27 protein-coding genes are annotated in these 26,017 nt (G+C 64.7%); 15 read left to right on the plus strand and 12 right to left on the minus strand.

Going from position 1 to position 26,017, the window contains the following annotated elements; genetic code table 11:
• The first annotated feature begins 12 nt into the window (after positions 1-12).
• On the plus strand, positions 13-414 hold the full coding sequence (locus ACP2YO_RS07080) for a DUF1330 domain-containing protein (protein WP_426440218.1): 402 nt from the start codon (positions 13-15) through the stop codon (positions 412-414).
• A 3-nt stretch (positions 415-417) separates the two neighbouring features.
• On the opposite strand, the gene ACP2YO_RS07085 is transcribed toward ACP2YO_RS07080, so the two are convergent.
• The 4 genes from ACP2YO_RS07085 to ACP2YO_RS07100 all read right to left on the minus strand — a co-directional run bounded on the left by ACP2YO_RS07085 (position 418) and on the right by ACP2YO_RS07100 (position 4,713).
• Entirely contained in the window at positions 418-1,572 is a 1,155-nt protein-coding gene (locus ACP2YO_RS07085) for an alpha-hydroxy acid oxidase (protein WP_426443095.1), read from the minus strand.
• 99 nt (positions 1,573-1,671) lie between these two features.
• On the minus strand, positions 1,672-2,481 hold the full coding sequence (locus tag ACP2YO_RS07090) for an MlaD family protein (protein WP_426440219.1): 810 nt from the start codon (positions 2,479-2,481) through the stop codon (positions 1,672-1,674).
• Between the two features lie 108 nt (positions 2,482-2,589).
• Positions 2,590-3,516, minus strand: coding sequence for a DMT family transporter (locus ACP2YO_RS07095; RefSeq protein ID WP_426440220.1), 927 nt, complete (start codon positions 3,514-3,516; stop codon positions 2,590-2,592).
• A 159-nt stretch (positions 3,517-3,675) separates the two neighbouring features.
• Positions 3,676-4,713, minus strand: coding sequence for a LysR family transcriptional regulator (locus ACP2YO_RS07100; RefSeq protein ID WP_426440221.1), 1,038 nt, complete (start codon positions 4,711-4,713; stop codon positions 3,676-3,678).
• Positions 4,714-4,777: 64 nt separating this feature from the next.
• Between ACP2YO_RS07100 and ACP2YO_RS07105 the strand changes: the two genes are divergently transcribed.
• Positions 4,778-5,038, plus strand: a complete 261-nt coding sequence (locus ACP2YO_RS07105) for a hypothetical protein (protein WP_426440222.1) — start codon at positions 4,778-4,780, stop codon at positions 5,036-5,038.
• Positions 5,039-5,044: 6 nt separating this feature from the next.
• On the opposite strand, the gene ybaK is transcribed toward ACP2YO_RS07105, so the two are convergent.
• The gene (ybaK, locus tag ACP2YO_RS07110; RefSeq protein ID WP_426440223.1) at positions 5,045-5,527 is read right to left on the minus strand and encodes a Cys-tRNA(Pro) deacylase; all 483 of its coding nucleotides are present in this window, start codon (positions 5,525-5,527) and stop codon (positions 5,045-5,047) included.
• A gap of 349 nt (positions 5,528-5,876) precedes the next feature.
• Between ybaK and ACP2YO_RS07115 the strand changes: the two genes are divergently transcribed.
• The 4 genes from ACP2YO_RS07115 to ACP2YO_RS07130 all read left to right on the plus strand — a co-directional run bounded on the left by ACP2YO_RS07115 (position 5,877) and on the right by ACP2YO_RS07130 (position 10,258).
• Positions 5,877-7,169, plus strand: coding sequence for an adenylosuccinate synthase (locus ACP2YO_RS07115; RefSeq protein WP_426440224.1), 1,293 nt, complete (start codon positions 5,877-5,879; stop codon positions 7,167-7,169).
• Positions 7,170-7,204: 35 nt separating this feature from the next.
• The gene (locus ACP2YO_RS07120) at positions 7,205-8,773 is read left to right on the plus strand and encodes a hypothetical protein (protein WP_426440225.1); all 1,569 of its coding nucleotides are present in this window, start codon (positions 7,205-7,207) and stop codon (positions 8,771-8,773) included.
• A gap of 196 nt (positions 8,774-8,969) precedes the next feature.
• Entirely contained in the window at positions 8,970-9,398 is a 429-nt protein-coding gene (locus ACP2YO_RS07125; protein WP_426440226.1) for a DUF5413 family protein, read from the plus strand.
• Between the two features lie 314 nt (positions 9,399-9,712).
• Complete coding sequence (locus tag ACP2YO_RS07130) at positions 9,713-10,258, plus strand: DUF4112 domain-containing protein (protein WP_426440227.1); 546 nt, start codon at positions 9,713-9,715, stop codon at positions 10,256-10,258.
• An 84-nt stretch (positions 10,259-10,342) separates the two neighbouring features.
• On the opposite strand, the gene ACP2YO_RS07135 is transcribed toward ACP2YO_RS07130, so the two are convergent.
• The 5 genes from ACP2YO_RS07135 to ACP2YO_RS07155 form a co-directional block, all read right to left on the minus strand.
• On the minus strand, positions 10,343-10,633 hold the full coding sequence (locus ACP2YO_RS07135) for a hypothetical protein (RefSeq protein ID WP_426440228.1): 291 nt from the start codon (positions 10,631-10,633) through the stop codon (positions 10,343-10,345).
• Positions 10,634-10,854: 221 nt separating this feature from the next.
• On the minus strand, positions 10,855-11,019 hold the full coding sequence (locus ACP2YO_RS07140; protein WP_426440229.1) for a DUF3309 family protein: 165 nt from the start codon (positions 11,017-11,019) through the stop codon (positions 10,855-10,857).
• Between the two features lie 279 nt (positions 11,020-11,298).
• Positions 11,299-11,724, minus strand: a complete 426-nt coding sequence (gene msrB / locus ACP2YO_RS07145; protein WP_426440230.1) for a peptide-methionine (R)-S-oxide reductase MsrB — start codon at positions 11,722-11,724, stop codon at positions 11,299-11,301.
• A gap of 21 nt (positions 11,725-11,745) precedes the next feature.
• Positions 11,746-12,462, minus strand: coding sequence for a peptide-methionine (S)-S-oxide reductase MsrA (msrA, locus tag ACP2YO_RS07150; RefSeq protein WP_426440231.1), 717 nt, complete (start codon positions 12,460-12,462; stop codon positions 11,746-11,748).
• Positions 12,463-12,760: 298 nt separating this feature from the next.
• Positions 12,761-13,870: an ATP-dependent DNA helicase gene (locus tag ACP2YO_RS07155; RefSeq protein ID WP_426440232.1), complete on the minus strand. Its 1,110-nt coding sequence runs from the start codon at positions 13,868-13,870 to the stop codon at positions 12,761-12,763.
• 197 nt (positions 13,871-14,067) lie between these two features.
• Here ACP2YO_RS07155 and ACP2YO_RS07160 point away from each other — a divergent pair, with 197 nt between their 5' ends.
• From ACP2YO_RS07160 to ACP2YO_RS07195, 8 genes are all read left to right on the plus strand, one after another.
• Entirely contained in the window at positions 14,068-15,273 is a 1,206-nt protein-coding gene (locus ACP2YO_RS07160; protein ID WP_426440233.1) for an LLM class flavin-dependent oxidoreductase, read from the plus strand.
• Between the two features lie 216 nt (positions 15,274-15,489).
• Positions 15,490-16,440: a sulfonate ABC transporter substrate-binding protein gene (locus ACP2YO_RS07165; RefSeq protein ID WP_426440234.1), complete on the plus strand. Its 951-nt coding sequence runs from the start codon at positions 15,490-15,492 to the stop codon at positions 16,438-16,440.
• 26 nt (positions 16,441-16,466) lie between these two features.
• Positions 16,467-17,420: a sulfonate ABC transporter substrate-binding protein gene (locus ACP2YO_RS07170; RefSeq protein WP_426440235.1), complete on the plus strand. Its 954-nt coding sequence runs from the start codon at positions 16,467-16,469 to the stop codon at positions 17,418-17,420.
• Positions 17,402-18,583, plus strand: coding sequence for an FMNH2-dependent alkanesulfonate monooxygenase (ssuD, locus tag ACP2YO_RS07175; protein ID WP_426440236.1), 1,182 nt, complete (start codon positions 17,402-17,404; stop codon positions 18,581-18,583). Before ACP2YO_RS07170 ends, ssuD begins: the two co-directional genes overlap by 19 nt.
• Complete coding sequence (gene ssuC / locus ACP2YO_RS07180) at positions 18,580-19,386, plus strand: aliphatic sulfonate ABC transporter permease SsuC (protein ID WP_426440237.1); 807 nt, start codon at positions 18,580-18,582, stop codon at positions 19,384-19,386. Before ssuD ends, ssuC begins: the two co-directional genes overlap by 4 nt.
• Positions 19,387-19,394: 8 nt before the next feature.
• Positions 19,395-20,240 (plus strand): ATP-binding cassette domain-containing protein, encoded by an 846-nt coding sequence (locus tag ACP2YO_RS07185; protein ID WP_426440238.1) that lies wholly within the window; start codon positions 19,395-19,397, stop codon positions 20,238-20,240.
• Positions 20,241-20,247: 7 nt separating this feature from the next.
• Positions 20,248-20,838 carry a flavin reductase family protein gene (locus ACP2YO_RS07190; RefSeq protein ID WP_426440239.1) on the plus strand — a complete coding sequence of 197 codons (591 nt, stop codon included), beginning with the start codon at positions 20,248-20,250 and terminating at the stop codon, positions 20,836-20,838.
• 395 nt (positions 20,839-21,233) lie between these two features.
• The gene (locus ACP2YO_RS07195) at positions 21,234-23,675 is read left to right on the plus strand and encodes an EAL domain-containing protein (RefSeq protein WP_426440240.1); all 2,442 of its coding nucleotides are present in this window, start codon (positions 21,234-21,236) and stop codon (positions 23,673-23,675) included.
• Between the two features lie 186 nt (positions 23,676-23,861).
• On the opposite strand, the gene ACP2YO_RS07200 is transcribed toward ACP2YO_RS07195, so the two are convergent.
• The gene (locus ACP2YO_RS07200) at positions 23,862-24,242 is read right to left on the minus strand and encodes a hypothetical protein (RefSeq protein WP_426440241.1); all 381 of its coding nucleotides are present in this window, start codon (positions 24,240-24,242) and stop codon (positions 23,862-23,864) included.
• Between the two features lie 185 nt (positions 24,243-24,427).
• Between ACP2YO_RS07200 and ACP2YO_RS07205 the strand changes: the two genes are divergently transcribed.
• Positions 24,428-24,583: a hypothetical protein gene (locus ACP2YO_RS07205; RefSeq protein WP_426440242.1), complete on the plus strand. Its 156-nt coding sequence runs from the start codon at positions 24,428-24,430 to the stop codon at positions 24,581-24,583.
• A gap of 42 nt (positions 24,584-24,625) precedes the next feature.
• Here the strand turns inward: ACP2YO_RS07205 and ACP2YO_RS07210 are convergent, their stop codons facing one another.
• The gene (locus ACP2YO_RS07210; RefSeq protein ID WP_426440243.1) at positions 24,626-26,011 is read right to left on the minus strand and encodes a sigma-54 interaction domain-containing protein; all 1,386 of its coding nucleotides are present in this window, start codon (positions 26,009-26,011) and stop codon (positions 24,626-24,628) included.
• Positions 26,012-26,017: the final 6 nt, after the last annotated feature.

Below are 26,017 nucleotides of genomic sequence, written 5' to 3' on the forward strand. Positions count from 1 at the left end.
TGGGAGCTGTTGATGGGTGTCGATCTCTTGAACGTCAAAGGCCTGAGCGAACTGGACGGCGAGGCGCCGGTCGTGATGGTCAATCTGATGCGGTTTCGCGCGCGATCACTCGACGGCGACGGTTCGGGCTGGGATGCGTATCTGCGCTACAGCGCGCTCACCGTTCCCATGATCAAGGCGCGCGGCGGCACGCTGCTGTGGACCGGCAGTGCGGAGACCGTCGCGCTGGGAGAGCCGGCCGGCCAGCAATGGGACTACCTCGCGCTTGTCTATTACCCCAGTGTCGCGGCCTTCATCGACATGATGACCTCGGCCGATTACGAGACGCAGTGCGATCCGCATCGCCGCAACGGCTGCGAACAGCATGTGATCATCGCGACGCGCGAGGCCTACAGCAAGTTCAAGGGTGGGTGAGACCTAAAACTTCCGCACCAGGTCCGGCGTGATCTCCTTGAGGCTGCGGATGCCGAGCAACGCGAGGTTGCGGTCGATCTCGTCATGCAGCAGCGCGATCGCGCGCGCCACGCCGGCTTTGCCTGCGACCACGGCGGCATAGAGGAAGGGACGGCCGACCCAGACGAAGTCGGCGCCGAGCGCCAGCGCCTTTATCACGTCGGTGCCGCGGCGGATGCCGCCATCCACCATCACGGTCATGCCGCCCTTTTGCGCCGCGATCTCCGGCAGCGTGCGCAAGCCGGAGAGGGTGTAGTCGAGCTGGCGGCCGCCATGGTTGGAGACCATCACGCCGTCGCAGCCATGCTCGCGCGCCAGCCGCGCGTCCTCCGGCGAGATCAGCCCCTTGACCACCAGCTTGCCGGGCCAGCGTTTGCGGATCAGCTCGACATGCTTCCAGGCGAGCTGGTCGCGGTTGCCGATGTTGCGCATCAGGTTCTTGGCCAGCACCGGCGGGCCCCGCTTGGCGTCCATGTTCTCGAAATGCGGCATGCCATGATTCACAAGCGTGCGCGCCCAGGTGTTCAGCAGCCAGTCGGGATGGGTGATGGTGTCCCAGAACACCCTCGGCGTGATCGCGAGCGGCACCTGGAAGCCGTTGCGGATGTTGTTCTCGCGGTTCGGCGGCACCGGCACGTCGGCGGTCACCACGAAAGTGTCGTAGCCGGCGGCTGCGACCCGATCGACCAGCGGCTCGATGCGCGCGTCGACGCCGGCGAGATAGGCCTGGTACCAGGCTGAAGGGTTGGCCGCGCGGACGTCCTCGAGCGTGATCAGCGACGAGGCCGAGAGGATCATCGGCACGTCGGCGGCCGCCGCTGCACGTGCCAGAACGATGTCACCGCGATAGGCGGCAAGCGCCGACGAGCCCATCGGTGGAACGCCGAACGGCGAGGCGTAGGTCCTGCCGAACAGCGTCGTGGTCTGGTCGCGGCCGGAGGCGTCCTTCAGCACCCGCGGCACGAAGCCGTATTCGTCGAACGCCCTGCGGTTGTCGGTGCGCGCCGCATCGGTCTCGGCGCCGCCCGAGATGTAGCCATAGAGGAATTTCGGCAACATCCGTCGCGCCTGCGGCTCGAAATCGTCGAGCGTGAGATAGCGCCGCAAACGCCGCGGCACGGCGCTGGTGGCGCGGGTCACGGTTGCAGGGGGCGGGGAGGGCATGGCGGTCCGGTCGTGCACGGCGGTGTTTCCGTTGTTCTTGCTTGGTAGCTGACGTTAGCGCTTGCCGCGGGCCCCGACAATTTTGTCGTTGAACGCGTTGACCGACTGGCTGACGTCGCTGAGCGTCTTGCGGGTGTCGGCCAGAACCACGCCGGACTTCTTGTCAAAGCTCTGGATCAATTCGCGCAATGAGATCACGGTCGGCAGCAGCTCGCCGCCATATTTGTCGCTGCCGAGGCTTTTCATGAACTTGTCGGTCGCGGTCAGCTTGTCGTCGACCGCGCTCACCCCGGCGTCGGCGGCGTCGATGAAGCCGGCGATCATTTCGCCATTGCCGGACAGTGAATTGGTGAAATTCTCGAAGCTCCGCAGCGTGTCCTTGATCGCACCCTCGTTCTCGGTGATGGCGCGGTCGACATTGCGCAGCGCGCGGCGCAGCTTCTCCGGCACGCCCATGGTGCCCTCGGGATCGGCGGTCAGTTCGGGAATGCCGTCGGCGCCGAGCGGCGGCGGGGGGGCGCCGTCGGAGCCGCCGGTGAACGAGATCGCGGCAATGCCGGTCAGGCCCTGGAATTCGAGACCGACCTCGGTGTCCTTCCGGATCGGCGCGTTGTTCTCGATCCGCGTCATCGCGACCACACGGTGATGGTCCAGCCTGATCGAGACCACCTCGCCGATCCGCACGCCGGCGAAGTTCACGCTGCCGCCGCGGCGCAGGCCGGAGGCCGAGCCCTCGAAGATGACGCGGAACGGCACCTGGCGCTTGATGCCGGCATAGCGCTCATAGCCGAGCCAGCCGCCGAGCGAGCCCGCGATCAGGGCCAGTGTCACCGTTCCGATCATCACATTGCTGGCGCGCGCCATGCTTGAAACCTGTCTGCGAAGCAGACCCCAAGAGATAGCGGATTTGGGTCAAATAGTCACCGCGTCTTGCTTTACCTCGCCCCGCTTGCGGGGCGAGGAAGAGCAGGCTCAAGCGGCCTGCTTCCGCGATGCCACGAAGACGCCGGCCAGCACCAGCGCGAAGCCGATGAAATGGAACGGCTGCGGATGCTCGCCGATGAACACGATCGACATCACGGCGCCGAACACCGGAACCGCGTGGAAGAACGGCGCGGCGCGGTTGGCGCCGATCAGCTGGATGCCGCGGTTGAAGCAGAGATAGGCCACGGTCGAGGGGAACACCGCGACATAGAACAACGAGAGCAGATTGTTGGTGTTCAGCTCCATGATCGGGCGCGCATGGAGTTCCCAGATGAAGAACGGGACCAGCAGGAGCGCGCCGCAGCCGAACGTGAAGCCGGCAACCGACAGGCCGTGGATCTTGGGCCGCTTCAGGGTCAGCACCGAATACAGCGCGAAGATCACCAGTGCGACGATGAAGATCAGATCGCCCTTGTTGAACTCGATGTTCGACAGCGTGGTGAGATCGCCGTGCAGCAGGATCACCAGCACGCCACAGAGCGACAGCGCCACGCCGAGCGCCTGCGCCAGCGTCAGCCGCACGCCGAGCAGGATCAGCGACCATACCGCGACCACCAAGGGCGCCGCGGATTGCAGCAGCAGCGTGTTCAGCGCCTGGGTGTGTTCCAGCGCCCAGTATTGCAGCGTGTTGAACGCGCTGATGCCGGTGATCGACAGCATGATCATGATGCCGAGATTGTTGCGGATCGCGCCCCAGTCGCGCACCAGATGTTTCCAGGCAAACGGCAGGATGATCAGGAAGGCCGCCGACCAGCGCAGGAACGACAGCGTCACCGGCGGAATGTGGCCTGCAGCGAGCCGGCCCACGATTGCGTTGCCGGCCCAGCACATCGCAGTGATGCACAGCAGCAGATAGGGCTGGTTGGCGATCCAGGAGCCCGACGCAGGCGTTCTGGCGGATTCGGAAGCAGACATTCAAAGGACCGGGTTCATGGCGCCGCGGCCCGCCCGGCGGGCAATCGCCGGGCCGGAATGACATGCCCGGCGCATCTCACAGACACGGAATCCGGCGTTCCATCAATGGGACCGGACGCATCGCGACCATGCGAGAAGTTCCTCTTGCCGTCAGGCGGTTCAGGTTTGCGGTTCCCGCACGAAGCCGGCGAACAGGCTGCCCATCGCCTCGCCTTTGTAAGAGCCCTGCAGATCGTTGGGGTGGACGAATTCGTCGCGGAACCAGGGATATTTGCGGCCATCGAACGCCTGCATGATGCACTCGATCAATTGCCGGACCCGCGGAATCCGGTTGGCGTCGGGATGGTAGGCAAGCCAGATGTCGAGCGAGAAGTTGATGCCGATGTCGAGCGGGATCAGCGGTCCGGTGACCGACGGGATGTAGGTCGGCAACCAGCCGACGCCGGCGCCCTTGGCGACCACCCAGACATGCGCGCTCGAGACGTTGTTGCGCATGGCGACGAAGCCGATGGGTTCGCGATCGGCATATTGGTCGTAGATCTGCTGCGCGCGGGCCTGGTCGGCGTCCTGCAGCACGATGCGGTGATTTTGCCTGATGTCGTCCCGGTCCTTCGGCAGGCCGAAGCGTGCGACATAGGACCGGCTGACGAACGGCATGATGTGCAGCCGCCCGATCTTGGCGCGTTTCAAATCGGGCTTGTTCGGCTCCTCAAGCTGCACCGCAACATCGGCCTCAAGCCGCAGCAAGTCAGCGGACCGCATCTCGCATTTGAGGTCAACCAGGAGGCCTGGATGGGCGTGCTGGAATTCGACCAGCCGTGGCGCCAGCCAGAAGGTGCCGAGGCCCTCGGTCACGGCCAGCCTGACCTCGCCGCTCAAGGCCGGCGCGACCTGGTTCAGCGTGCGATCGAGCCCGAACGAGGCCTCTTCCATCCGCTCCGCGGCCTCCAGCACTTTGGCGCCTTCGGGCGTCAGGCGGACGCCGTCGACATGGCGCGTCAGCAGCGTCGCATGCGAGGCATCCTCGAGCTGCGAGATACGCTTCTTCAGATAGTTCGCCGACACGTTCATCTCGGCTGCGGCGCCGCGGAAGCTGCCGATCCGGGCAACCTGCAGGAAGATCCGCACCGTATCCCAATCCGTGATCCGTGCCGGGTGCGCACCGATGCGCGCACCCATGGTCCGAAGTGATCGCATACAAGTCATCTGGTCTGGACTTTTATCGCAAAACTATCACACTGACGCAATCAGGGGGTGAACCGTGAAGCGAGCCCAACCAGGATTTGTTGCCTCGGCTTGCCTCGAAGCCTTCCCGCTGGTCGCCGACCTCGCGACGAGAAGTGAAATCCTGATGGACGTCCTGAAAATGCCGCCGCCGGACGACGACGCCGAAGACCGCAGCGAACGCTTTGCCGCCCGCGCCAATTCGATCCTGGCCCTCATCGAATGCTCCGAGCAGGTGCGGCCGAGACTCCGCGAAGCGATCGTCGAGGCGATGCTGTGGGCGCGAAAGCAGCCGTAATCCGAATCATTCGCGCGGCGCCACCACCGCCGTCATCCTCGCGCCGGCGGCCAGGGCTGCGTCGTTCGGGTCGATCTCGATCTGCAGACCGCGCTGCCCGCCATTGACGAACACGGTGACGTGGGTGAGCGCGGAGACGTCGATCGCGGTCGGCACGCGCTTCTTCTGGCCGAACGGGCTGATGCCGCCGACATGGTAGCCGGTCAACCGCTCGGCATCGGCCGGGCGCATCATCTTCGCGGACTTGCCGTCCATCACGGCAGCGAGCTTCTTCATGCTGACCTCGCAGTCCGATGGCACCACGGCACAGACCGGCTTGCCGTCGACCTCGGCCATCAGCGTCTTCAGCACCCGGTTCGGCTCGACGCCGAGCGCTTCGGCCGCCTGCAGCCCAATGCTGTCCGCGTTGGAGTCGTAGACATAGGTGTGGAGGCGGAAGGCAATGCCTAGCTTCCTCAGGGCCATGGTCGCAGGTGTGGAATTGGGCATCGATGGAGCCGGTTGTTACAGGCGGATGATCGCCGCAACGGCGGCGGCGATCAACCGCCTGCACGGCCCGCCGCGGTGGCGCCAACATTAAATTCGCGCCAGCTCCGCGCAGGTCCGGGTGCCCTAGGATTTTCAGGGGATATCAAAGGGTTGGAGCCTATCCAAAAGGCTTAACGCGCGCCCTTCTTGCTTGCGCAGCCGAGCCGCTTCCTTTATCCGGTTAGGCGCCTTGCGTGCGAACGGCCCCGGCCGTGATTTGGGCTGGGCACATCAATGCATGATCGCTGTGGGCGGACGCGTTTTCGCCGCGATCATGTTCTGAGAAACACCTGAAGGGAATAGCTTCGAAATGGCCAATGTTGTCGTCGTCGGCGCCCAATGGGGCGACGAGGGGAAGGGCAAGATCGTCGACTGGCTGTCGGAACAGGCCGACATCGTCGTGCGCTTCCAGGGCGGCCACAATGCCGGCCATACGCTGGTCATCAACGGCGAGACCTACAAGCTGGCGCTGCTGCCGTCCGGCGTGCTGCGTCCCAACAAGCTCGCGGTGATCGGCAACGGCGTGGTGTTCGATCCGCAAGCCTTCCTCGACGAAGTGGCAAAGCTGAAGGGGCAGGGCGTGGCCGTCGGGCCTGAGAATTTGCGCATTGCCGAGAACGTCACGCTGATCCTGCCGCTGCACCGCGAGCTCGACGCGTTGCGCGAATCCTCCAACGCGGTCACCGCGATCGGTACCACCCGTCGCGGCATCGGACCGGCCTATGAGGACAAGGTCGGCCGCCGCGCCATTCGCTTGATGGATCTCGCCGACCTCGATACGCTGCCGCACAAGATCGACCGGCTTTTGGCCCATCACAATGCGTTACGCCGCGGCCTCAATCTGGAAGAGATCGACGGCAAGGGGATCCTCGCCGAACTGACGGCGTTCGCGCCCAAGCTGTTGCCCTATGCCGAGACGGTGTGGCGGCTGCTCGATATCAAGCGCCGCGAGGGCAAGCGCATCCTGTTCGAGGGTGCGCAGGGCGCATTGCTTGATGTTGATCACGGCACCTATCCCTATGTGACCTCGTCCAACACGGTGGCCGGGCAGGCGGCGACCGGCACCGGCATGGGGCCGGGCGCGGTCGGCTATGTCCTGGGTATCTGCAAGGCCTACACCACCCGCGTCGGCCTCGGCCCGTTCCCGACCGAGCTGCATGACGAGATCGGCGAGGAGATCGGCCGCCGTGGCAAGGAATTCGGGGTCAATACTGGGCGCAAGCGGCGGGTCGGTTGGTTCGATGCCATGCTGGTACGCCAGACGGTCCGCACCTGCGGGATCGCCGGCCTGGCGCTGACCAAACTCGATATTCTCGATGGCTTCGACACCATCGAGGTCTGCATCGGCTACAAGCTTGACGGCAAGGAGATCGACCATCTGCCGGCGGGCGAGGGCGCGCAGGCCCGTCTCGAGCCGATCTATGAGACCATCGAGGGCTGGAAGCAGCCGACCGCCAATGCGCGGTCCTGGGTCGACCTGCCGGCCCAGGCGATCAAGTATGTCCGCCGGGTCGAGGAATTGGTGGGGTGCCCGATCGCCCTGTTGTCCACCAGCCCGGAACGTGAGGATACTATTCTGGTACAGAATCCGTTCGAGGCTTAACGGGATATTACCTATGTCCCACCAATTGTATGGAAATGGCTGACTACTACCCGCTGATCGCCCGTGCCATTGCCGGACTGGACCCCAACGCCCCCGGCGAAAGCCGCCGCGCGCTCTATGAGCGGGCGCGGGCGGCGCTGATCCAGCAGCTCCGCAGCGTCCAGCCGCCGCTCTCCGAATCCGAGATCACCCGCGAACGGCTGTCGCTGGAAGAGGCCGTCCGCAAGGTCGAGTCCGAGGCCGCCCAGCGCGCCCGCGAGGCCTCGCGCCCGGGCGGCGCCCGTGGTGGCGATGCGTTCCGGCGCGCCAATGCCGCCCGCCCGCCGGAGAGCAATCCCACGGGCAGCGCGCCGCCGCGCCCGCGTCCCACCGCGCCGCCGGCCCCGTCGCCGCCAGCCGACACCCGTCCGCCGCGCAATTTGCGCGCCGATGCGCCGCCGGTGCCGCCACGCCCCCCGACCCCGCAGGCGCCGGACGCCGATCCGCAGACGGCGCGCGACCGCCCGCCGGTGCCGCGCCGTGGCGCCGAAGCGCCGCCTCCGCCGGCTGCACCGGGTGTGCGTGGTTTCCGCGACATCACCGCCGACGCCGACGATCTCGGTCGCGCCGCGGCGCAGGCCAGTCGCAACGCGCGCAAGACCTACGCCAACGTGCCGTCGCCCTCGCCCGAATTCGACCCGCTCGAGCCCGGCCTTGAGAACCGCGGCGCCGATCCCGACGCGCCGTACTCCTATGACGAGTCGATCGAGGAGGCCGAGCGCTATGCGCCGCCGCCGACGCAGGCACCGCCGCGCTCGCGGATCGGCAGCGCCGATCGCGAGCCGAAGAAGCGCGTCCGCACCGGCACGACGTTCCCGTTCAAGAGCGCGATCGTGATCGGCATCGTGCTGATCCTGGTCGGCACCGGCATCCTGTTGCGGCAGCAGGCCGTCGCGTTTGTCAGCGACCTGTTCAAATCAGCGCCGTCGACGGAGGCTCCGAAGGACGCTTCCGCGCCGGCCACCAAGCCGAAGATCGCCGATCGCGTCGGCCAGCCCTCGTCGAGTGGCGAACCGGTCGCCCCAGTGGCGCAGCGCGTCGTGCTGTATGACGAGGATCCGTCCGATCCGAAGGGCAAGCAATATGTCGGCTCGGTGGTGTGGCGCACCGAGCAGATCAAGGCGTCCGGCAACCAGAAGCCGGATATCGCGGTGCGCGCCGACATCGACATTCCCGATCGCAAGTTCAAGATGACGATGTCGTTCCGCCGCAACACCGATACATCGCTGCCGGCGAGCCACACCGCGGAATTGACCTTCATCCTGCCGCCGGACTTCGCCAATGGCGGCGTCGGCAACGTGCCCGGCATCCTGATGAAGTCTAACGAGCAGGCCCGCGGCACGCCGTTGGCGGGTCTTGCCGTCAAGGTCACCGACGGCTTCTTCCTGGTCGGCCTCTCCAACGTCGACGCCGACCGCGCGCGCAATTTGCAGCTCCTGAAGGAGCGCTCCTGGTTCGACGTGCCGCTGGTCTACACCAACCAGCGCCGCGCCATCATCGCGATCGAAAAGGGCGCCCCGGGCGAACGCGCCTTCAACGAGGCGTTTGCGGCGTGGGGGGAGTAGATTCGCGTCACGCCTCCTCACGCGCTGTCATCGCCCGGCGGCCGACCGGGCGATCCAGTATCCCAGAGGCACCAGACGTTCATCGATGGGCTCGCCGTTCGAAGCGGGCCGGGAACATTGACGAACCCCTCGGAATTTCCCCTAGAACCATCAGAGGACTGAGTTACACTCGGTTCATGTCTGGCAAGGGCACGCCATGAAACGCTATTTCATCTTCGCAGCGATCGGGCCGTTCCTCGGCGGCTTCCTGCTGTTGCTCGCGACCACCTACCAGTCCGGCTACTGGACCGAGATCGAGCGCGGTGAAGTTGCAAAACTGTTCACCGTGTTCGCGAAGTCGCTGCAATACAATTATCTGTTCGGCATCGTGCCGGCGATGATGCTCGGCGCGATCGACGACATCCTGATGCATGTCAGGCGGATTTCACCCGTGCTGCGGATGCTGATCATCGGCGTGGTGGCGTTCTTCGCCGCGGCATTCACCTATGCTTCGCATGGCTCCGAGAGCGGCGCGGCGCAATTTATCCTCTATGGGGTGGTCGGCCTGGTGCCGGGCGTGATCTCGTCGTGGGTCGCGCATAAATATGCCGAAGAGCCGCAGCCGGCGCCGTCGGCGCAGCACTGAGGCGATCCGCGCGGGACCGTCGGCCGCGCATTCAAATGCGGACGCACGTCCTTTCGCTGTTGATATGTGAATCTGAATCAACCTCACGTCGTCCTGGCGCACGCCAGGACCCATTACCCGAATCATCAATTGTTGTGGCACGCCCGGACCGCGATCCCGCTCACAACGGAGCTCGGTGGCTATTGGGTCCTGGCTTTCGCCAAGACGACGGCGGTGGATAGTGCGTCACCGAAAAGCGGCGGATGTATTGCTAGCCGCAGATGACACAGCGGTAATGTGAAGCAACTTGAACCCCTCGCCGGCGTTACCATGTGATGGCCATGCTCGATAACGACGTCTTCACCTCAAACGCTGCGCGATCGCGGCCGCCGTTCGGCGGTCCGCAGGCGCGCGGCCGCGGCAAGGTCATCGACCAGGACGGGTACGAAATCCCGGAGGCCGGGCCGCGCCCGCGGGTCGAAGGCTTTCACTTCGACTTCCGCCATTCCGCCGCCAACCCGTTCGGCAATCTGACGCGCGAGCAGCGGGTGGCGCGGCTGGAGGCGATCGCAAAACTGCTCGACGTCGCCTTCATCCTGCCCGGCACCAATATCCGCTACGGCATCGACGGGCTGATCGGCCTGATTCCCATTGTCGGCGACATCATCACGACGGTGATCCAGCTATGGCTGGTGCGCGAGGCCCGCGCGCTCGGCGCGCCCTGGCACATCACCGCGCGGATGCTCGCCAATGTCGCGGTCGACGGCGTGGTCGGCATGGTGCCGGTCGCGGGCGATGCCTTCGACGTCATGTTCCGCGCCAATATCCGCAATATGCGGCTGCTTCGGCGATGGCTCGACAAGCAGCCGCGGCAAGCATGAACCGGCGACACCAAGCGCACGACAAACAAAAGCCCCCGGACACGTCCGAGGGCTTTTCGTTGGCAGGGTGAGAGGAAGAAAGGCTTACGCGGCGTCGGCGTCGGTCTGGTCCTGAGCGGGACGCGGACGGCGCTGCAGCGGGAAGGATTCGGCTTCGTACAGCGAACGGATGCCGTTCTGGTCGAAGCGCGCTTCCTCGACCTGCAGATAGGCACCGTTCAGCGAATCCGCAGGCAATTGCTCCATCGCGAACTGCACGGCTTCGGCGGCGGTGCCGAAACGGCGATAGGCGAACCCGGCCCGCTTCTTCTTGCGGATCGCGGCGGGAAACAGTTCGGCGGAGGTGTTGTAGTTGAACGGACGCAAGGGACGCATTGTCGACGACCTCTTATCTTCGTGACGGCTAGAGCTATCGAATTGGATTTTTGGGGACGGTGGGCCGCTACCGGCGACGCGCCGCACATCACTGAACCCCCAATATAGGCCTATTTGACAAAAATGCGACCCCAGAACCATCGGGGCAAGGCACATGATGAATCCGCGCATAGCAGCGGAACAGATTGAATTAGTTATTTTATCTCAATGATTTATGGCGGTTACAGCTTGCCCAGAACGACCAGGACCAGGACAACGACCAAAATTACGCCGATCAGTCCGGTTCCGGAGTGGCCGAGGCCGTAGCCATAGCCGCCGATCCGCCCACTGGCACCGCCAAGCAGGATAATCAGCAGGAGGATGATGAGGATCAGTCCAAGCGACATGGCGCCCTCCTCGGAAAGGGCGGCAGCCGCACGGCGAGACGCCGACGGCCCCGCAAGGGAGAGGAAAGCACAATTCGGACGAGTCGCCGATGACTTCGTCGTCATTCCGGGGCGGCGCGGAGCATCGACCGGTCCCTGGTCGCGCGGGGCGGATCATGAGTTCGAGGGCCGAGCCACCCATCGTCATTGCCGGGCTTGACCCGGCAATCCACCGCGACAAGGAGTTCTTTCTTTCGATGGATGCGCGGGTCGAGCCCCGCGCATGACAAGTGCCAACGGCTATTTCTTCTCGTCGAGCTTCAGCGCCGCGGAGTTGATGCAGTAGCGCAGGCCGGTCGGGCCCGGGCCGTCGTTGAAGACGTGGCCGAGATGGCCCTCGCATTTCGAGCACAGCACCTCGGTGCGGACCATGCCGTGGGTGACGTCGCGTTCCTCGTCGACGTTGCTCTCGGCCGCGGGCTGCGAAAAGCTCGGCCAGCCGCAGCCTGAGTCGAACTTGGCGTCGGACTCGAACAGCGTCTGCCCGCAGCCGGCGCAGACATAGGTGCCCTTGCGCGGATCGTGCTCATATTCGCCGCTGAAGGGGCGCTCGGTCGCCTTCTCGCGCAGCACGGCGTACTGCATCGGCGTCAGTTCCTTGCGCCACTCGGCTTCGCTCTTGCGGACCTTGGTGTCAGTCTTGGTGTCAGTCTTGGTGTCGGACATTCAACCTCCTGTGGGAGATGCTCAGTTGGTGACCTTGGCGTTGCTCACCAGCGTTGGCTTCTCGATGTAGTTCTGCGCGAAGATCTTCTTCAGGTTCTCGACCTTCGGGATGTCGTTGTAGGCAATATAGGGTTGGTTCGGGTGCAGCGTCAGATAGTCCTGGTGGTAACCCTCGGCCGCATAGAACCCTTGCAGCGGACCAACCTTGGTGACGATCGGCTTGCCGTAGACCTTGGCCGCGTCGAGCTGGGCGATATAGGCATCCGTCACCTTCTTCTGCTCGTCGCTGGTCGTGAAGATCGCCGAGCGGTACTGCGTGCCAGAGTCGGGGCCCTGGCGGTTCAGCTGGGTCGGGTCGTGCGCGACGGAAAAGAAGATCTGCAGGATCTTGCCGTAGGAGATCTTCTGCGGGTCGTACTTGATCTCGACCGACTCCGCATGACCGGTCGTGCCAGTCGAGACCATGCCGTAGTCCGCCGTTGCCTTCGCGCCACCGGAGTAGCCGGACACCGCATTGACGACGCCGGCGGTATGCTGGAACACGCCCTGCACACCCCAGAAGCAGCCGCCGGCGACGACCACGGTCTTGATCCCGGTTTCCTGCGCATCGGTCGCGGGCGGCGGGATGATCACGGCGTCCTCGGCGGCAAGCGAGGGCGCAACGGCAAAGGCGGCAACGGCCAGCGCGCCGATCGCGGCGGCGCAAAGCGTGAGTCGGCTGAGAGAGCTGCGGGACATGGGTTCCTCGTGGGATCGCGGTTGGGGGCCAGTTTAGAGCGAAGACCGGCATTCGCAATCAGCCCGCTTCGCTCCAACGCCTCAAGATACGGGCGGTAGGGCGTTTTGTTACGGCCAAGGCGACACGGTTTCGTGAGGAAAAAGCCTGTGTTTCAAGGGAGTAGCGGCCGCTTCGAAGGCGTCATTCCCGGATGGTCCAAAGGACCAGACCTCAGATGCGCAATTGCGCATCGGGGAATCTCGAGATTCTCAGGTGCGCAAGTGCGCACCATAGTACGATGCTGCGCATCGCCCGGCATCACACCACGATGCTCAGCCGCTTCGCCGCCCGTGTGATGCCCGTGTACAGCCACCTCGCACGAGAGTCCTGGAACGCAAAGCTCTCGTCGAACAGCACGACGTCGTCCCATTGCGAGCCCTGCGACTTGTGCACGGTCAGCACATAGCCGTAGTCGAACTCGTCATACGGCTTGCGTTGCTCCCACGGCACGCCCTCGACGCCGCCGTCGAAGCATTCGCCGCGCACCGATACTTTCGTGACCTTGTAGCCAAAGTCCTCGTCCGGCGTCACGCGCATGGTGATGATCTTGGATTTCGACTGCGCGCGCGCCTTGACCCGCCACAGCCCGCCGTTGAACAGGCCCTTCTTGCGGTTGTTGCGCAGGCAGACCAGCTTGTCGCCGGCGACCGGCAAGGGGTCCTCGATGTTCTGCCGCTGCCGCACCCGCATGTTGTAGGCGCGGCGGGTGTTGTTGCGGCCGACCAGCACCTGGTCGGCGCTCATCACGCGGTCCGGATCGAGTTCCTTGCGCGAAACCACTTCGCTCTCGCCGTGGCGGCCGATTTCCAGCTCGCGGCCCTCGCGGATATCCATCGACATCCGCACGATCGGATCGTCCTGCGCCTGGCGGTGCACCTCCGTCAGCATCGCGTCCGGCTCGGCATCGGTGAAGAAGCCGCCGCCCTGGATCGGCGGCAATTGCGCGGGATCGCCGAGCACCAGCAACGGGCAGTCGAACGACATCAAATCGCGGCCGAGCTCGGCGTCGACCATCGAGCATTCGTCGATCACGATCAGCTTGGCCTTCGAGGCCGGCGCGTCGTCCCACAATTCGAAGCTCGGCTGCTCGACGCCGGATTCACGGGCGCGGTAGATCAGCGAATGGATCGTTGAGGCGCTGTCGCAGCCCTTGTTGCGCATCACCAGCGCCGCCTTGCCGGTGAAGGCCGCGAACTTGACCTCGCCGTCGACGCCCTCGGCGATGTGGCGGGCGAGCGTAGTCTTGCCGGTTCCGGCATAGCCGAACAGGCGGAACACCGGAGGCGTGCCGTTTTTGCCGGGTTTGGCCTTCAGCCAGTCGGCAACGGCTTTCAGCGCGGAATCCTGGTGCGGCGTGAAGTTGGTCATGGGGCTTTCGGAAGGACGAGCGCGCCACGGATAGCGTCGCGACTCAGCGCACTCAAGCTAACAATTCGTGCGCTCCAATCAAGCCGACTTCCGCACCGCGGAATTGGAGTTTCGTGACCGAGGCTAGACTTGAACCGCACCGGCACTAGACTGGCCGCAAACAACAAGCTGGAACAAGCGACCTTGGGAGTGACGCCATGAAATTCGGCATCTTTTACGAGCTGCAACTGCCGCGTCCGTGGAGCGACGGCGACGAGCTCAGGCTTTACCAGAACGCGCTGACGCAACTGGAGACCGCCGATCGGCTCGGCTACGACTATGCCTGGGTCGTGGAGCACCATTTCCTCGAGGAATATTCGCACTCGCCGGCGCCGGAATCCTTCCTTGCCGCCGCAAGCCAGCGCACCAGGAAAATCCGGCTCGGCCATGGCATTTACCAGCTCACCACCAACCATCCCGCCCGCGTCGCCGAGCGGGTCGCGGTGCTCGATCTCCTGAGCAACGGTCGGTGCGAATTCGGCATGGGAGAAAGTGCCTCGATCACCGAGCTGACGCCGTTCGGCCGCGACATGGAAACCAAGCGCGAGGTGTTCGAGGAAGCCGTTCAGGCGATCTTCCCGATGTTCAGCAAGGTCGGCACCGAACATCACGGCAAGCATTTCGACATTCCGTTGCGCAACGTCGTGCCGAAGCCGGTGCAGAAACCGCATCCGCCGCTGTGGATGGCATGCTCGCAATTGCCCACCATCGAACGTGCCGGCGAGAACGGATTTGGCGCGCTCGGCTTCCAGTTCGTCAGCGCCGACGCGGCGCACGCCTGGGTGCACGCCTATTACAACGCGATCACCAAGCGGCTGAACAAGCTCGCCGACTACGAGATCAATCCGAACATGGCGCTGGTCTCGTTCTTCATGTGCGCCGAGACCGACGAGGAAGCCCGCAAGCGCGCTGACGGCGCGACCTTCTTCCAGTTCGCGCTGCGCTATTACGGACAGGCGCAGAACCGGCAGCGGCCGGCGCCGGGCACCGTCAACATGTGGGACGAATACAACAAGTGGAAGCGCGAGAATCCGGAGGCGCAGGAAGCAGCGCTTCGCGGCGGCCTGATCGGCTCGCCGGAGACCATCGCCAGGAAGCTGCGGCGCTTCCGCGCCTCGCATATCGACCAGGTCATCCTGCTCAACCAGGCCGGCAAGAACACCCACGAGCACATCTGCGAATCGCTCGAGTTGTTCGCGAAAGAAGTGATGCCGGAGTTCCGGAACGATCCCGAGCACGACGCCTGGAAGCAGGGCGTGCTCAGTGGCGCGATCCAGCTCGAGGAGATCGACACCGAAGCCTTTAGGGATCGCTATGGTAAACTCGCCGTCAATGTCGGGCCCAAAACGGCAGCGGCGGGCTGATCGATTGCTGTGCAGCGACATCGCGATCTCGTGAGGAAAATAATTCGCTACACGCCATCGGCGCGTTGAAAGAAACCGCCCGCACGTTGCCCGCATGACAGTGCGGGCATCGCTATTTTTCTGCAGTGCTCGACAGCTTCATTCGCCGCCCCCATCATCCTGGCATCGCACGATCGTGCAGCGCAGCCCGCGCGATCGTCAGGAGAGTTTTTGGCAATGAAGCGTCGTGAGTTCCTCAAACTGTCGCTCGGCTCTGCCGCCGTGGCCGCGCTGTCGCGGCGCGCGAGCGCCGAGGGCGAGGTGAAGGAAATTCGTATCGGCTACCAGAAGAACGGCGTGCTGGTTATCGCGCGGCAACGGGCAGATCTGGAAAATCATTTCAAGCCGCGGGGCATCGAGGTGAAATGGGTCGAGTTCTCCTCCGGCCCGCCGATGATGGAGGCAATGAACGTCGGCAGCATCGATTACGGCGCGGTCGGCGATTCGCCGCCGGTGTTTGCGCAGGCCGCGGGTGCGGCGATCGTCTACGCGGCGGGACAGCCGATCATCAATGGGCAGGGCATCCTGGTGCAGCAGAACTCGGCGATCCGCGGGATTGCTGACCTCAAGGGCAAGCGCGTCGGCTTCACCAAGGGCTCCAGCGCGCACAACATCGTGGTGCAGACGCTGGAGAAAGCGGGACTGACCTACGCCGATATTACACCGGTCTATCTGACGCCGCCGGACGCCGGCCCCGCCTTCGCCAACGGCGGCATCGACGCCTGGGCAATCTGGGATCCGTATTTTGCGATCGGCGAGACCAAGCAGAATGGCCGCATCCTGGTCAATGGCTACGAGATCACCAAGACCAATTCGTTCTACATCGCCAACCGCGACTTCGCGAACAATCACGGGCGTGTGCTGCAGCAGATTGTCGATGTCACGAGCGCGACGGCGGTGTGGGCGCAGGCGCATCGCGATGAGGTCGCAAAATCGCTCGCCGCCGTTACCGGCGTCCCGCTCGACATCCAGACCATCGCAGCCAAGCGGGCTGGCTTCTCGGTCAGTCCTGTCACCGACGACATCATTGCGACCCAGCAGGGCGTCGCTGACCGCTTCTTCAAGCTCGGCCTGATTCCGAAGCAGATCGCGGTGCGCGACATCGTCTGGCGCAACAGCCAGACCTGAATTCCTTGAACACAAAGGGCGTCATCATGCGACGTATCATTCAACGCTGGATCACCAGTGCGGTGCTGTCGGTCAGCATCGTTGCTGCCGCGGTCGGCGCGTCCTACGGGCAGGACAAGGTGGTTCGTATCGGCTTCCAGAAATACGGCAAGCTGGTGCTGCTGAAGAGCAAGGGCTCGCTCGAGGACAAGTTGAAAGCGGTCGGCTACCGGGTGGTGTGGACGGAGTTTCCGTCCGGGCCGCCGCTACTCGAGGCGCTCAACGTCGGCGCGATCGATTTCGGCAATACCGGCGAGGCGCCGCCGATCTTCGCGCAGGCCGCTGGTGCGCCGATCCAGTACGTCGCCTATGAGCCGCCGGCGCCGAAGGGCGAGGCGATCCTGGTGCCGAAGGACAGCCCGATCAAGTCGGTCGCCGAGTTGAAGGGCAAGAAGGTCGCACTCAACAAGGGCTCCAACGTCCACTATCTCCTGGTCAAGGCGCTGGAGAAGGCCAGCGTCAAATATTCCGATGTCGAGGTGGCCTATCTCGCGCCGGCTGATGCCCGCGCAGCGTTCGAGCGTGGGGCGGTCGATGCCTGGGTGATCTGGGATCCGTTCCAGTCGGCGGCGGAAGCCGCGACCGGCGCACGCATCCTTGCCGATGGCACCAATACCGTCTCGAACTATCAGTTCTATTTCTCATCGAAGGCGTTTCTGCAGCGCGATCCGAAGACCGTCGATCTCGTGCTGGCACAGTTGAGCGAGGTCGATGACTGGGCCAAGGGCGATATCCACGCCGTTGCCGAACAGCTCGCGCCCACCATTGGTCTCTCGGTCCCGGTGGTGGAAGTCGCGTTGAAGCGCCAGGCCTACGGCATCAAGCCGGTCACCGATGCTGTGATCGCGGATCAACAGCAGGTCGCCGATACGTTCTTCGCGCTCGGCCTGATCCCCAAACACATCAAGATTTCTGACGTCGCATGGAGGCCGGGAACGTGAGCACCGCAACCAACGCCAACATCCTCTGGTTCCTGCCGACCCATGGCGACAGCCGCTATCTCGGCACGTCAATCGGCGGGCGCGAGGTGAACTTCAATTATCTGCGCCAGATCGCGCAGGCCGCCGACCAGCTCGGCTATTACGGCGTGCTGCTGCCGACCGGCCGCAGCTGCGAGGACTCCTGGGTGGTGGCCTCGGCCGTGGCCCCCTGGACCGAGCGTCTGCGCTATCTGGTCGCGGTCAGGCCGGGGCTGCAGTCACCGAGCGTTGCCGCGCGCATGACCGCGACGCTGGACCGGGTGTCGAACGGCCGCCTCTTGATCAATGTCGTCACCGGCGGTGATCCCGTCGAGAACAAAGGCGACGGCATCTTCCTGGGTCACGACGAGCGCTACGCCGTGACCCGCGAGTTCCTGAACGTCTACAGCGATCTGCTGGCGGGCAAGACCGTCAATGTCGAAGGCAAGCACATCCGGATCGAGGATGGCCGCCTGCTGTTCCATCCGGTGCAGTCGCCGCGGCCGCCGCTGTATTTCGGCGGATCGTCCGACGCCGGCATCGACGTCGCGGTGGATACCGTCGACAAATATCTGACCTGGGGCGAGCCACCGGCGCAAGTCGCCGACAAGGTCGCACGGGTCAAGGCGATCGCCGAGCAGCGTGGCCGCAAGCTCTCGTTCGGCATCCGCCTGCACGTCATCGTGCGCGAGACCAATGCCGAGGCCTGGAAGGCTGCCGACGAACTGATCCAGCACGTCACCGACGACACGGTGGAAGCGGCGCAAAAGATCTTCTCGCGGATGGACTCGGTGGGCCAGCAGCGCATGGCGCAACTGCACGGCGGCCGTCGTGACCAGCTCGAGATCAGCCCGAATCTGTGGGCCGGTGTCGGCCTGGTGCGCGGTGGCGCCGGCACCGCGCTGGTCGGCGACCCCCAAACGGTCGCGGCCCGGATCAAGGAGTATCAGGATGTCGGCATCGATACTTTCATCATGTCCGGCTACCCGCATCTCGAGGAAGCCTATCGCTTCGCGGAGCTGGTGTTCCCGCTGCTGTCGCTTGGGCACGGCAACAACGTGACGCCGATCCGTGTCAACACCGGGCCGTTCGGCGAGACCATCGGCAACGAGTATCGGCCGCAGAAACAGGCATCGCAATCATGAGCTTGATCGACAGTCTCCCGCGCCTCACTACCCCCAGGCTCCCGAAGGTCGACGGTCTGATCCCGTGGATCGTGCCGCTCGCGATCGTCTTGATCTGGCAGCTCGCCAGCGTCACCGGCTTCGTGCCCGCGCGCGTGCTGCCGGCACCGACCGACGTCGCGCTGGCCGGGTGGAAGCTATTGCTGTCCGGCGAGCTGATCCGCAACATCTGGGTCAGCTTCTGGCGCGCCTCGATCGGCTTCCTGATCGGGGGCAGCATCGGCTTCGCATTCGGTCTTGCCAACGGCCTGTCGCAGCTGTCGGCCAAGCTCACCGACACCACGCTGCAGATGGTGCGCAACATTCCGCATCTGGCGCTGATCCCGCTCGTCATCCTGTGGTTCGGCATCGACGAGTCGGCCAAGCTGTTTTTGGTTGCGCTCGGCGTGTTCTTTCCGATCTATCTCAACACGCTGCACGGCATCCGCACCGTCGATCCGCAATTGATCGAGATGGGCCGCGTCTACGGCATGACCGACAGCGAACTGTTCCGCCGGGTGATCTTCCCCGGCGCGCTGCCGTCGATCTTCGTCGGCCTTCGCTTTGCGCTCGGCATCATGTGGCTGACGCTGATCGTGGCCGAGACCATCGCCGCTTCGTCCGGTCTCGGCTACATGGCGATGCAGGCGCGCGAATTCATGCTGATTGACGTCGTCGTGCTGTCGATCCTGATCTACGCATTGCTGGGCAAGCTCGCCGACAGCGCCTCGCGGGCGCTGGAGCGACTGACGTTGTCGTGGCATCCCGCTTTCCAGAAGAAGTGAGAACGAGAATGCAAGAGGCGCTTCGTTTTGAGTCTGTCGATGCCGAACCGGTCGACCGTGCCGATATCCTCCCGCAAGCCCGGCAATTGCGGCGGGCGTCGGAAGGCGCGACGCGCGGGCTGTCGCTGACGATCCGCGGCTTGCGCAAGTCGTTCGGCGACAACGAGGTGCTGCGTGGCGTCGACCTGCACATTCCACCCGGCCAGTTCGTCGCGATCGTCGGCCGCAGCGGCTGCGGCAAGAGCACATTGCTGCGCCTGATCGCGGGCCTCGATGCGCCGACGGCCGGCAGCACCGCCTTCAGCGAGCAGCTTCGCGCGCAGGATCTCCGCGTCATGTTCCAGGAACCGCGGCTGTTGCCGTGGGCACGCGTGCTGTCCAATGTCGAGGTCGGCCTTGGGCGTGAACGCAGATCCGCGGATGCGCAGGCGCGTGCCGAACATGCGCTGGTCGAGGTCGGCCTCGACGACAAACGCGGGCAGTGGCCCGCGGTGCTCTCGGGCGGCCAGAAGCAGCGCGTGGCATTGGCCCGTGCGCTGGTCAGCCACCCGCGCGTGCTGGCGTTCGACGAGCCGCTCGGCGCGCTCGATGCGCTGACGCGGATCTCGATGCAGGCATTGCTCGAGCGGGTCTGGCGCGATCAGGGTTTTACCGCGATCCTGGTGACGCATGACGTCGCCGAGGCGGTGGCGCTCGCCGATCGCGTGCTGGTCATCGAGGACGGCCGCATCGCCCAGGATGTCGTGGTCGATCTGCCGCGGCCGCGCCGGCGCGGCTCGGCCGGGCTCGCTGCGCTGGAGGGCGCGATCCTGAAGCATCTGCTCGAAGGTAGCGAAGACATTTCTGATTTGTGAGGCCGTCATGAACACCGCCGTCCGCAACCTCTCCATAGTCCAGCCCCTCTCGGCCGCCGATTTTCGCGGCGCGATGCGTCATTTGACCGGTGGGATCAGCATCATCACGGCCGGGCGCGGCGACGACATTTCGGGCATGACGGTGACCTCGGTGTCGTCATTGTCGGTCGATCCGCCCTCGCTAATGGTCAGCATCAACCGTGCGGCGTCGTCATATCAGCTGATCAAGCGCCATGGCGTGTTCGGCGTGAACATCCTGACGGCGGACCAGATCGATGTCGCGGAACGCTTCACCGGCAAAGGTGGCCTGAAGGGTGCGGACCGGTTCGCCGGAGCCGAATGGACGACCCGCGCCTCGGGCGTGCCGCTGCTGGTCGGAGCGCTTACGGCGATCGACTGCGAGGTGGAGGAAACGATCGAACGTCACTCGCACGCGATCGTGATCGGTCGCGTGCTGGATGTGGTGGCTTCGCAGCGCACCGCTGCACTGGCATATTGGCACGGCGAATATGTCGCGATCGACCGGGAAGAGGATCAGCTCAAGCTGGCCGAGGTCAGCCTGCCGTCACGCCACGTCCACGCGCGGTGGCCGCGTTAGAATTCTCGCTCCAGTTGTGTCACAGCCAAAACGTCCAGTCCGCAGCTTGGCGTTGTTAAGCGCCGCTTGGGCTTGAAGTCTTAAGGCGACGGAAACCCGAACTTAGCTGCCACAACAATAGTTTCGTCCGGTTTAGGTTCTTCCGCATACTTGGTGTCGGTAGCCGAATTCACCGAAACTACACCAAATATGCCGACGATACCCGGATTGTCATGGCCTTCGCTCCAAGGTTGTCGCGCTCTATGCTAATGGTCGCCTGGGTGATTGTACGTTAGCGTTTTGGTTGGGGACCAATGGCCGTTAGCAGATTGCCGCAAGGGCAGGCCCCCGCGGGGGTAGCGCGTCACCGCTGGCATGAGGAACGGTCGCTGCGGTCCGCCATCAGGATGGCCCGCATGGGCTACTGGGAGTCGCAGAGTGCCGCTGCGACCGATTTCTGGATATCGCCCGAGCTCGCCGCCTTCTACGAATTCGAAACGGTCGATGGCTTCATCCCCATCGTTACGGTTCACGAGCGCTATTTGCCCGAAAGCCGAAAGGTTCTGGAGGCGCATTACGCGGCGTGCTGGGCGGAGGGACAGCCCTACGCGGTGCAGACGAGGCTCTGCAAGCCCGACGGCAGCGTGCTCGACTGCGTGGTGCATGGCGAGCCGGAATTCGACGCGCTCGGTCAGGTTCGGCGCGTGTCGGGCATTGTCCGCGACGTCACGGAGGAGACCTCCGCGCTGCGGCGCCTGGCGGAGAGCGAGCAACGGCTGGCCGATTTTGTCAGCACCGCCTCGGACTGGTGCTGGGAGAGCGACACCGCCCATCGACTGCTGCCTTATCCCAAATTGCTCGACGGCAATGCGGCCTTCCAGACGGTGGCCTCTGGCGGGAGCACGCGCTGGGAACTGGCTTATGCACCCGAGGACCAGGAGGCCATGGCACGGCACCGGGCCGACATGGAGGCCTATCGCCCTTTCCGCGACTTCACCTATACGGTGATCGGCGAGGACGGGTCGCGCGTCAGCATCTCCACGAGCGGCAAGCCCATCTTCGCTGATAATGGCGCCTTTCTCGGTTACCGCGGCACGGCCAGCGACATCACCCAGCTCAGGGCGGCCAAGGCCTTGCTCGACCAGCGCACGCGGGCGCTCGCGGAAGCCCACCAGCTCGGCAAGATCGGCACCTGGAGCCACCGGCTGGACAGCGACCGTACGATCTGGGCGCCCGAACTCTACCAGCTTCTCGGTTTCGACCCCGACACGTTCGAGCCGACCTTTGAGAACATCAGGCCCTACTTCCTGGGCGGAGACGCCGACCGCTTCCGCGACGTTCAGAAACGGGTCCTCCGCACCCGCAGGACCGAGGCCACGGACCTGCGCATCCTGCACGCGGACGGCACGGCCCGCGATCTCGCGGTGATCTGCAAGGCGGAGGTCGCCGACGACAAGGTCGTCGGCATCATCGGTACCGTGCAGGACGTCACCGAGCGCAAGGAGGCGGAACGCCAGCTCGAGCAGCTCGCCTACAGCGATCCACTGACCGGCCTTGCCAATCGCGCGCTGTTCAAACGCCAGCTCGCTACCCTGATTGAAGGCTGCGTCCGGGAAGGCCGGGGCGACGCGCTGCTGCTCATCGACCTCGATCGCTTCAAGGAGGTCAATGATTCCCTCGGCCACGCCGCCGGCGACGAATTGCTGATCCGGGTGGCGGCTGTGCTGCGACAGGAGTTGGGGCCGCGAGCCTTCATCGCCCGGCTCGGCGGCGACGAATTCGCGGTGCTGGCGGAGGGTTGCGGCATGTCCGACGCCGCGCTTACCGGGCTTGCCGATCGGCTCATCGCCAGGCTGTCCGGCCCCGTCGATCTCACCGACGGCGAGGCGTTCGTCGGCGCCACGATCGGCATCGCCCGCCTGCCGGAGCATGGGGCTACGGCAGAGACCGCTGTCCGCAACGCGGACCTGGCGCTCTACATGGCCAAGGAGGCCGGACGCGGCCGAGCGCAACTGTTTGAGCCGGTTTATGCCCAGGCGGTCGATCAAAGGCTCGATCTCGCCCGGCATCTGCGCCATGCCGTGGAGGCCGGCGCCCTCAAGGCTGATTACCAGCCGCAGCTGGACCTGAAGACCGGCCGCGTCACCGGCTTCGAGGCGCTGCTGCGCTGGACCCATCCCGAGCGCGGGCCAATCTCGCCGGCGGAGTTCATCCCCATCGCCGAAAGCTCCGGGCTGATCGTCGATCTCGGCCTGTGGGTGCTTCGCGAGGCCTGCCGGCAGGGTCGTGCCTGGCTGGATGCCGGGTTGCCGCGGCGCTCCGTCTCGGTCAACGTCTCGCCGGCGCAGATCTGGAACGTGGATTTCGAGACGGCAGTCTCGGCCGTGCTGGCGGAGACCGGCTTTCCGGCGGAGCTGCTGTGCCTGGAGCTGACCGAAAGCCTGTTCGTGGATCATACCGAGCAGCGGATCAATCGCACGCTGACGGCCCTCTCCGGTCTAGGCGCCCGGCTGGCGCTGGACGATTTTGGCTCAGGCTATTCCTCGCTCGGCTATCTGACGCGCCTGCCCTTCGACCGGCTGAAGGTGGACCGGGCCTTCGTGGAAGGCATTTCCACCGCGCCGGAGAAGCGCAAACTGCTGGGCGGCATCATTGCCCTTTCGCACGGGCTGGGCATGACGGTGGTGGCAGAGGGGGCCGAACTGCCGGCTGAAGTGGACGTGCTCGGCGGACTCGATTGCGACGTGGTGCAGGGCTTCGTCTTTTCCCCGCCCATCGCCCCCGACATGGCGCCGCTGGTAGCCGCCCGCATCGAGCGCGAGGCGTGCCTGATGCAGCCGAAACGAAATCGCCTCTAGGCTAACACGATTTTGGCATGCGTCTGTTCGCAGATCCGTCGCGCCTTGATGGTGGCAGCTGGACAAGGGCGCTTCACGTCAGGAAAACACGTCGAAGCAAGAGTCCCGAAAGTCCGTGGTCCCGTTCCGGCGCTGTCGGAACGGGCGATTGCTCGAGCTGCCGCTCAAACCTCATCTCATCACGCTTTAGAAGGTCACGCTGAGCGTCGCCGGTGTGTCGATGATCACCGTGCTGCCACGGACACTCTGCCAGACCGCCTGGATGGTCTGCGCGTTGTTGGCAAGCGGAACGCCCACGACCAGGGTGGTCGGCACGCGGCCGGTGCTTGGCGGGACCTGTTCATTGTAGATGAAGCCAGCAACGACCGCAGACGCCGTTCCGTTAATGGTAATCCCGAAGGTCCCGCCTGGATTGTGATCGCCGGTGGCGTAGGGCATCGGAACGTTGAGGATGACGAGGGCGGTGGTGCCGACGCCCTCGGGAAGCGTCAAGGTGAGGCCCTGCATCGCCGTGAAGGAAGAGGAATTGGTGGACAGATCGCCGCTGGTCTGCGCGTAAAGAGCCATATCTCTCTCCAGTTGTCTAAAAAGTAAAAACAATGTGAGATTGAGTACGGCAATCGGTTGCAAGATTCAAGGGAGGAAAGCCTTCGGGGGATGAGAAGGCCGATGGCGCACCGCGGCATGTTGCCGGTAGCGCATCGCCGCTTCGCGCATTAAAAGCGGGGATGTTTCGGAGACGTGACGGTTCGATGAAGCGCGTCGGAGCCATTCTGCTTTATGTCGTCGGCGCCATCGCCATCGGTTACCTCGCGCTCTATGCTTATGCGGCATTCAGCGGCCGGGACATCACGCCCGGTGATCCGATCCGCATCTTCCGCAAGCCGGACGCGCCCAGCTATTCTTAAGGCGCCGTTCGCGGCGATGGTTGCCTCGCCGCGATCCGTTGCTTAGCCCGCCGTCGCCAGCCGCTGATAGTCGCCGGCGCCGTTGCCTGCCGGCGTGATCGGGATGCCGCCGTCGGCATATTCGTTCAGCTTGTTGCGCAGCGTGCGGATCGAGATGCCGAGGATGTTGGCGGCATGGGTGCGGTTGCCGAGGCAATGCTTCAGCGTCTCTAGGATCAAGTCGCGTTCAACGTCGGCAACGGTGCGGCCGACCAGAGCGCGGGTGACCTGTTCGGCGGCGAAGGTGGCATGCGCGACGGCCGGCGCGGTCTTGGTGAGATCGAGGCGGTCGCCGTCGGGGGTGAGGATGGCCTCAGGCCCGATCTCGTCGCCCTGTGCCATCAGAACGGAGCGGTGGATAGTGTTTTCGAGCTCGCGGACGTTGCCCTGCCAGCGGTTGGCAGTCAGGATGCGGCGCGCATCCGCCGAAATCGGGCGTACCGGCACGCCATTGGCTTCGGCATATTTCCTGGCGAAGTGCTGTGCCAGCTCGAGGATATCGGCCGGGCGGTCGCGCAGCGGCGGGATCTTCAAATTGACGACGTTGAGGCGGAACAGCAGGTCCTCGCGGAACGTGCCTTCGCGCACGGCCTCAGTGAGGTTGCGGTTCGAGGTCGCGATGATGCGGATGTCGACGGCGACGGGCTTGGTGCCGCCGACACGATCGATCACGCGCTCCTGGATCGCGCGCAGCAGCTTGGATTGCAGCCGGACCTCCATTTCGGAGATTTCGTCTAGCAGCAGCGTGCCGCCGGTCGCTTCCTCGAATTTGCCGATGCGGCGCGCGACCGCGCCGGTGAAGGCGCCCTTCTCATGGCCGAACAGCTCGGACTCCAGCAAATGCTCCGGGATCGCCGCGCAGTTGATCGAGATGAAGGGCCGCTTGGCGCGGCCCGAGCGGGAATGGACGTAGCGCGCCAGCACTTCCTTGCCGGTGCCGGATTCGCCGGTGATCATCACCGAGGCGTCCGAGCCCGCGATCTGCTGCGCGAGCTTGATCACCTTGGCCATCGCCTCGTCGCGGTAGACCAGGTCGCGCGCGTCGTTGGCGACCGCGGCGAGCACGGCTGCGATCAGCTCGGGGTCGGGCGGCAGCGGGATGTATTCCTTGGCGCCGGCGTGGATCGCGGCGACCGCGGCGCGGGCATCGTTGGAGATGCCGCAGGCGACGATCGGCACGTGGATGTGCTCGGCCTCGAGCCGCATCACGAGGTCGCGGATGTCGAGGCCGACGTCGACCAGCAGCAGGTCGGCGCCCTTGCCGCCGCGCAGCACGTTCATCGCCTGTTCGATGGCCTCGGCGTGGGTCACCGAGGCGCCGTTCTCCATCGCGATCTTGGTGGCGGTCGTGAGTTGGCCCTTCAGGGTACCAACGATGAGAAGCCGCATGATAGT

Source organism: Bradyrhizobium genosp. P, assembly GCF_049949265.1.
Classification (GTDB): Bacteria; Pseudomonadota; Alphaproteobacteria; order Rhizobiales; family Xanthobacteraceae; genus Bradyrhizobium.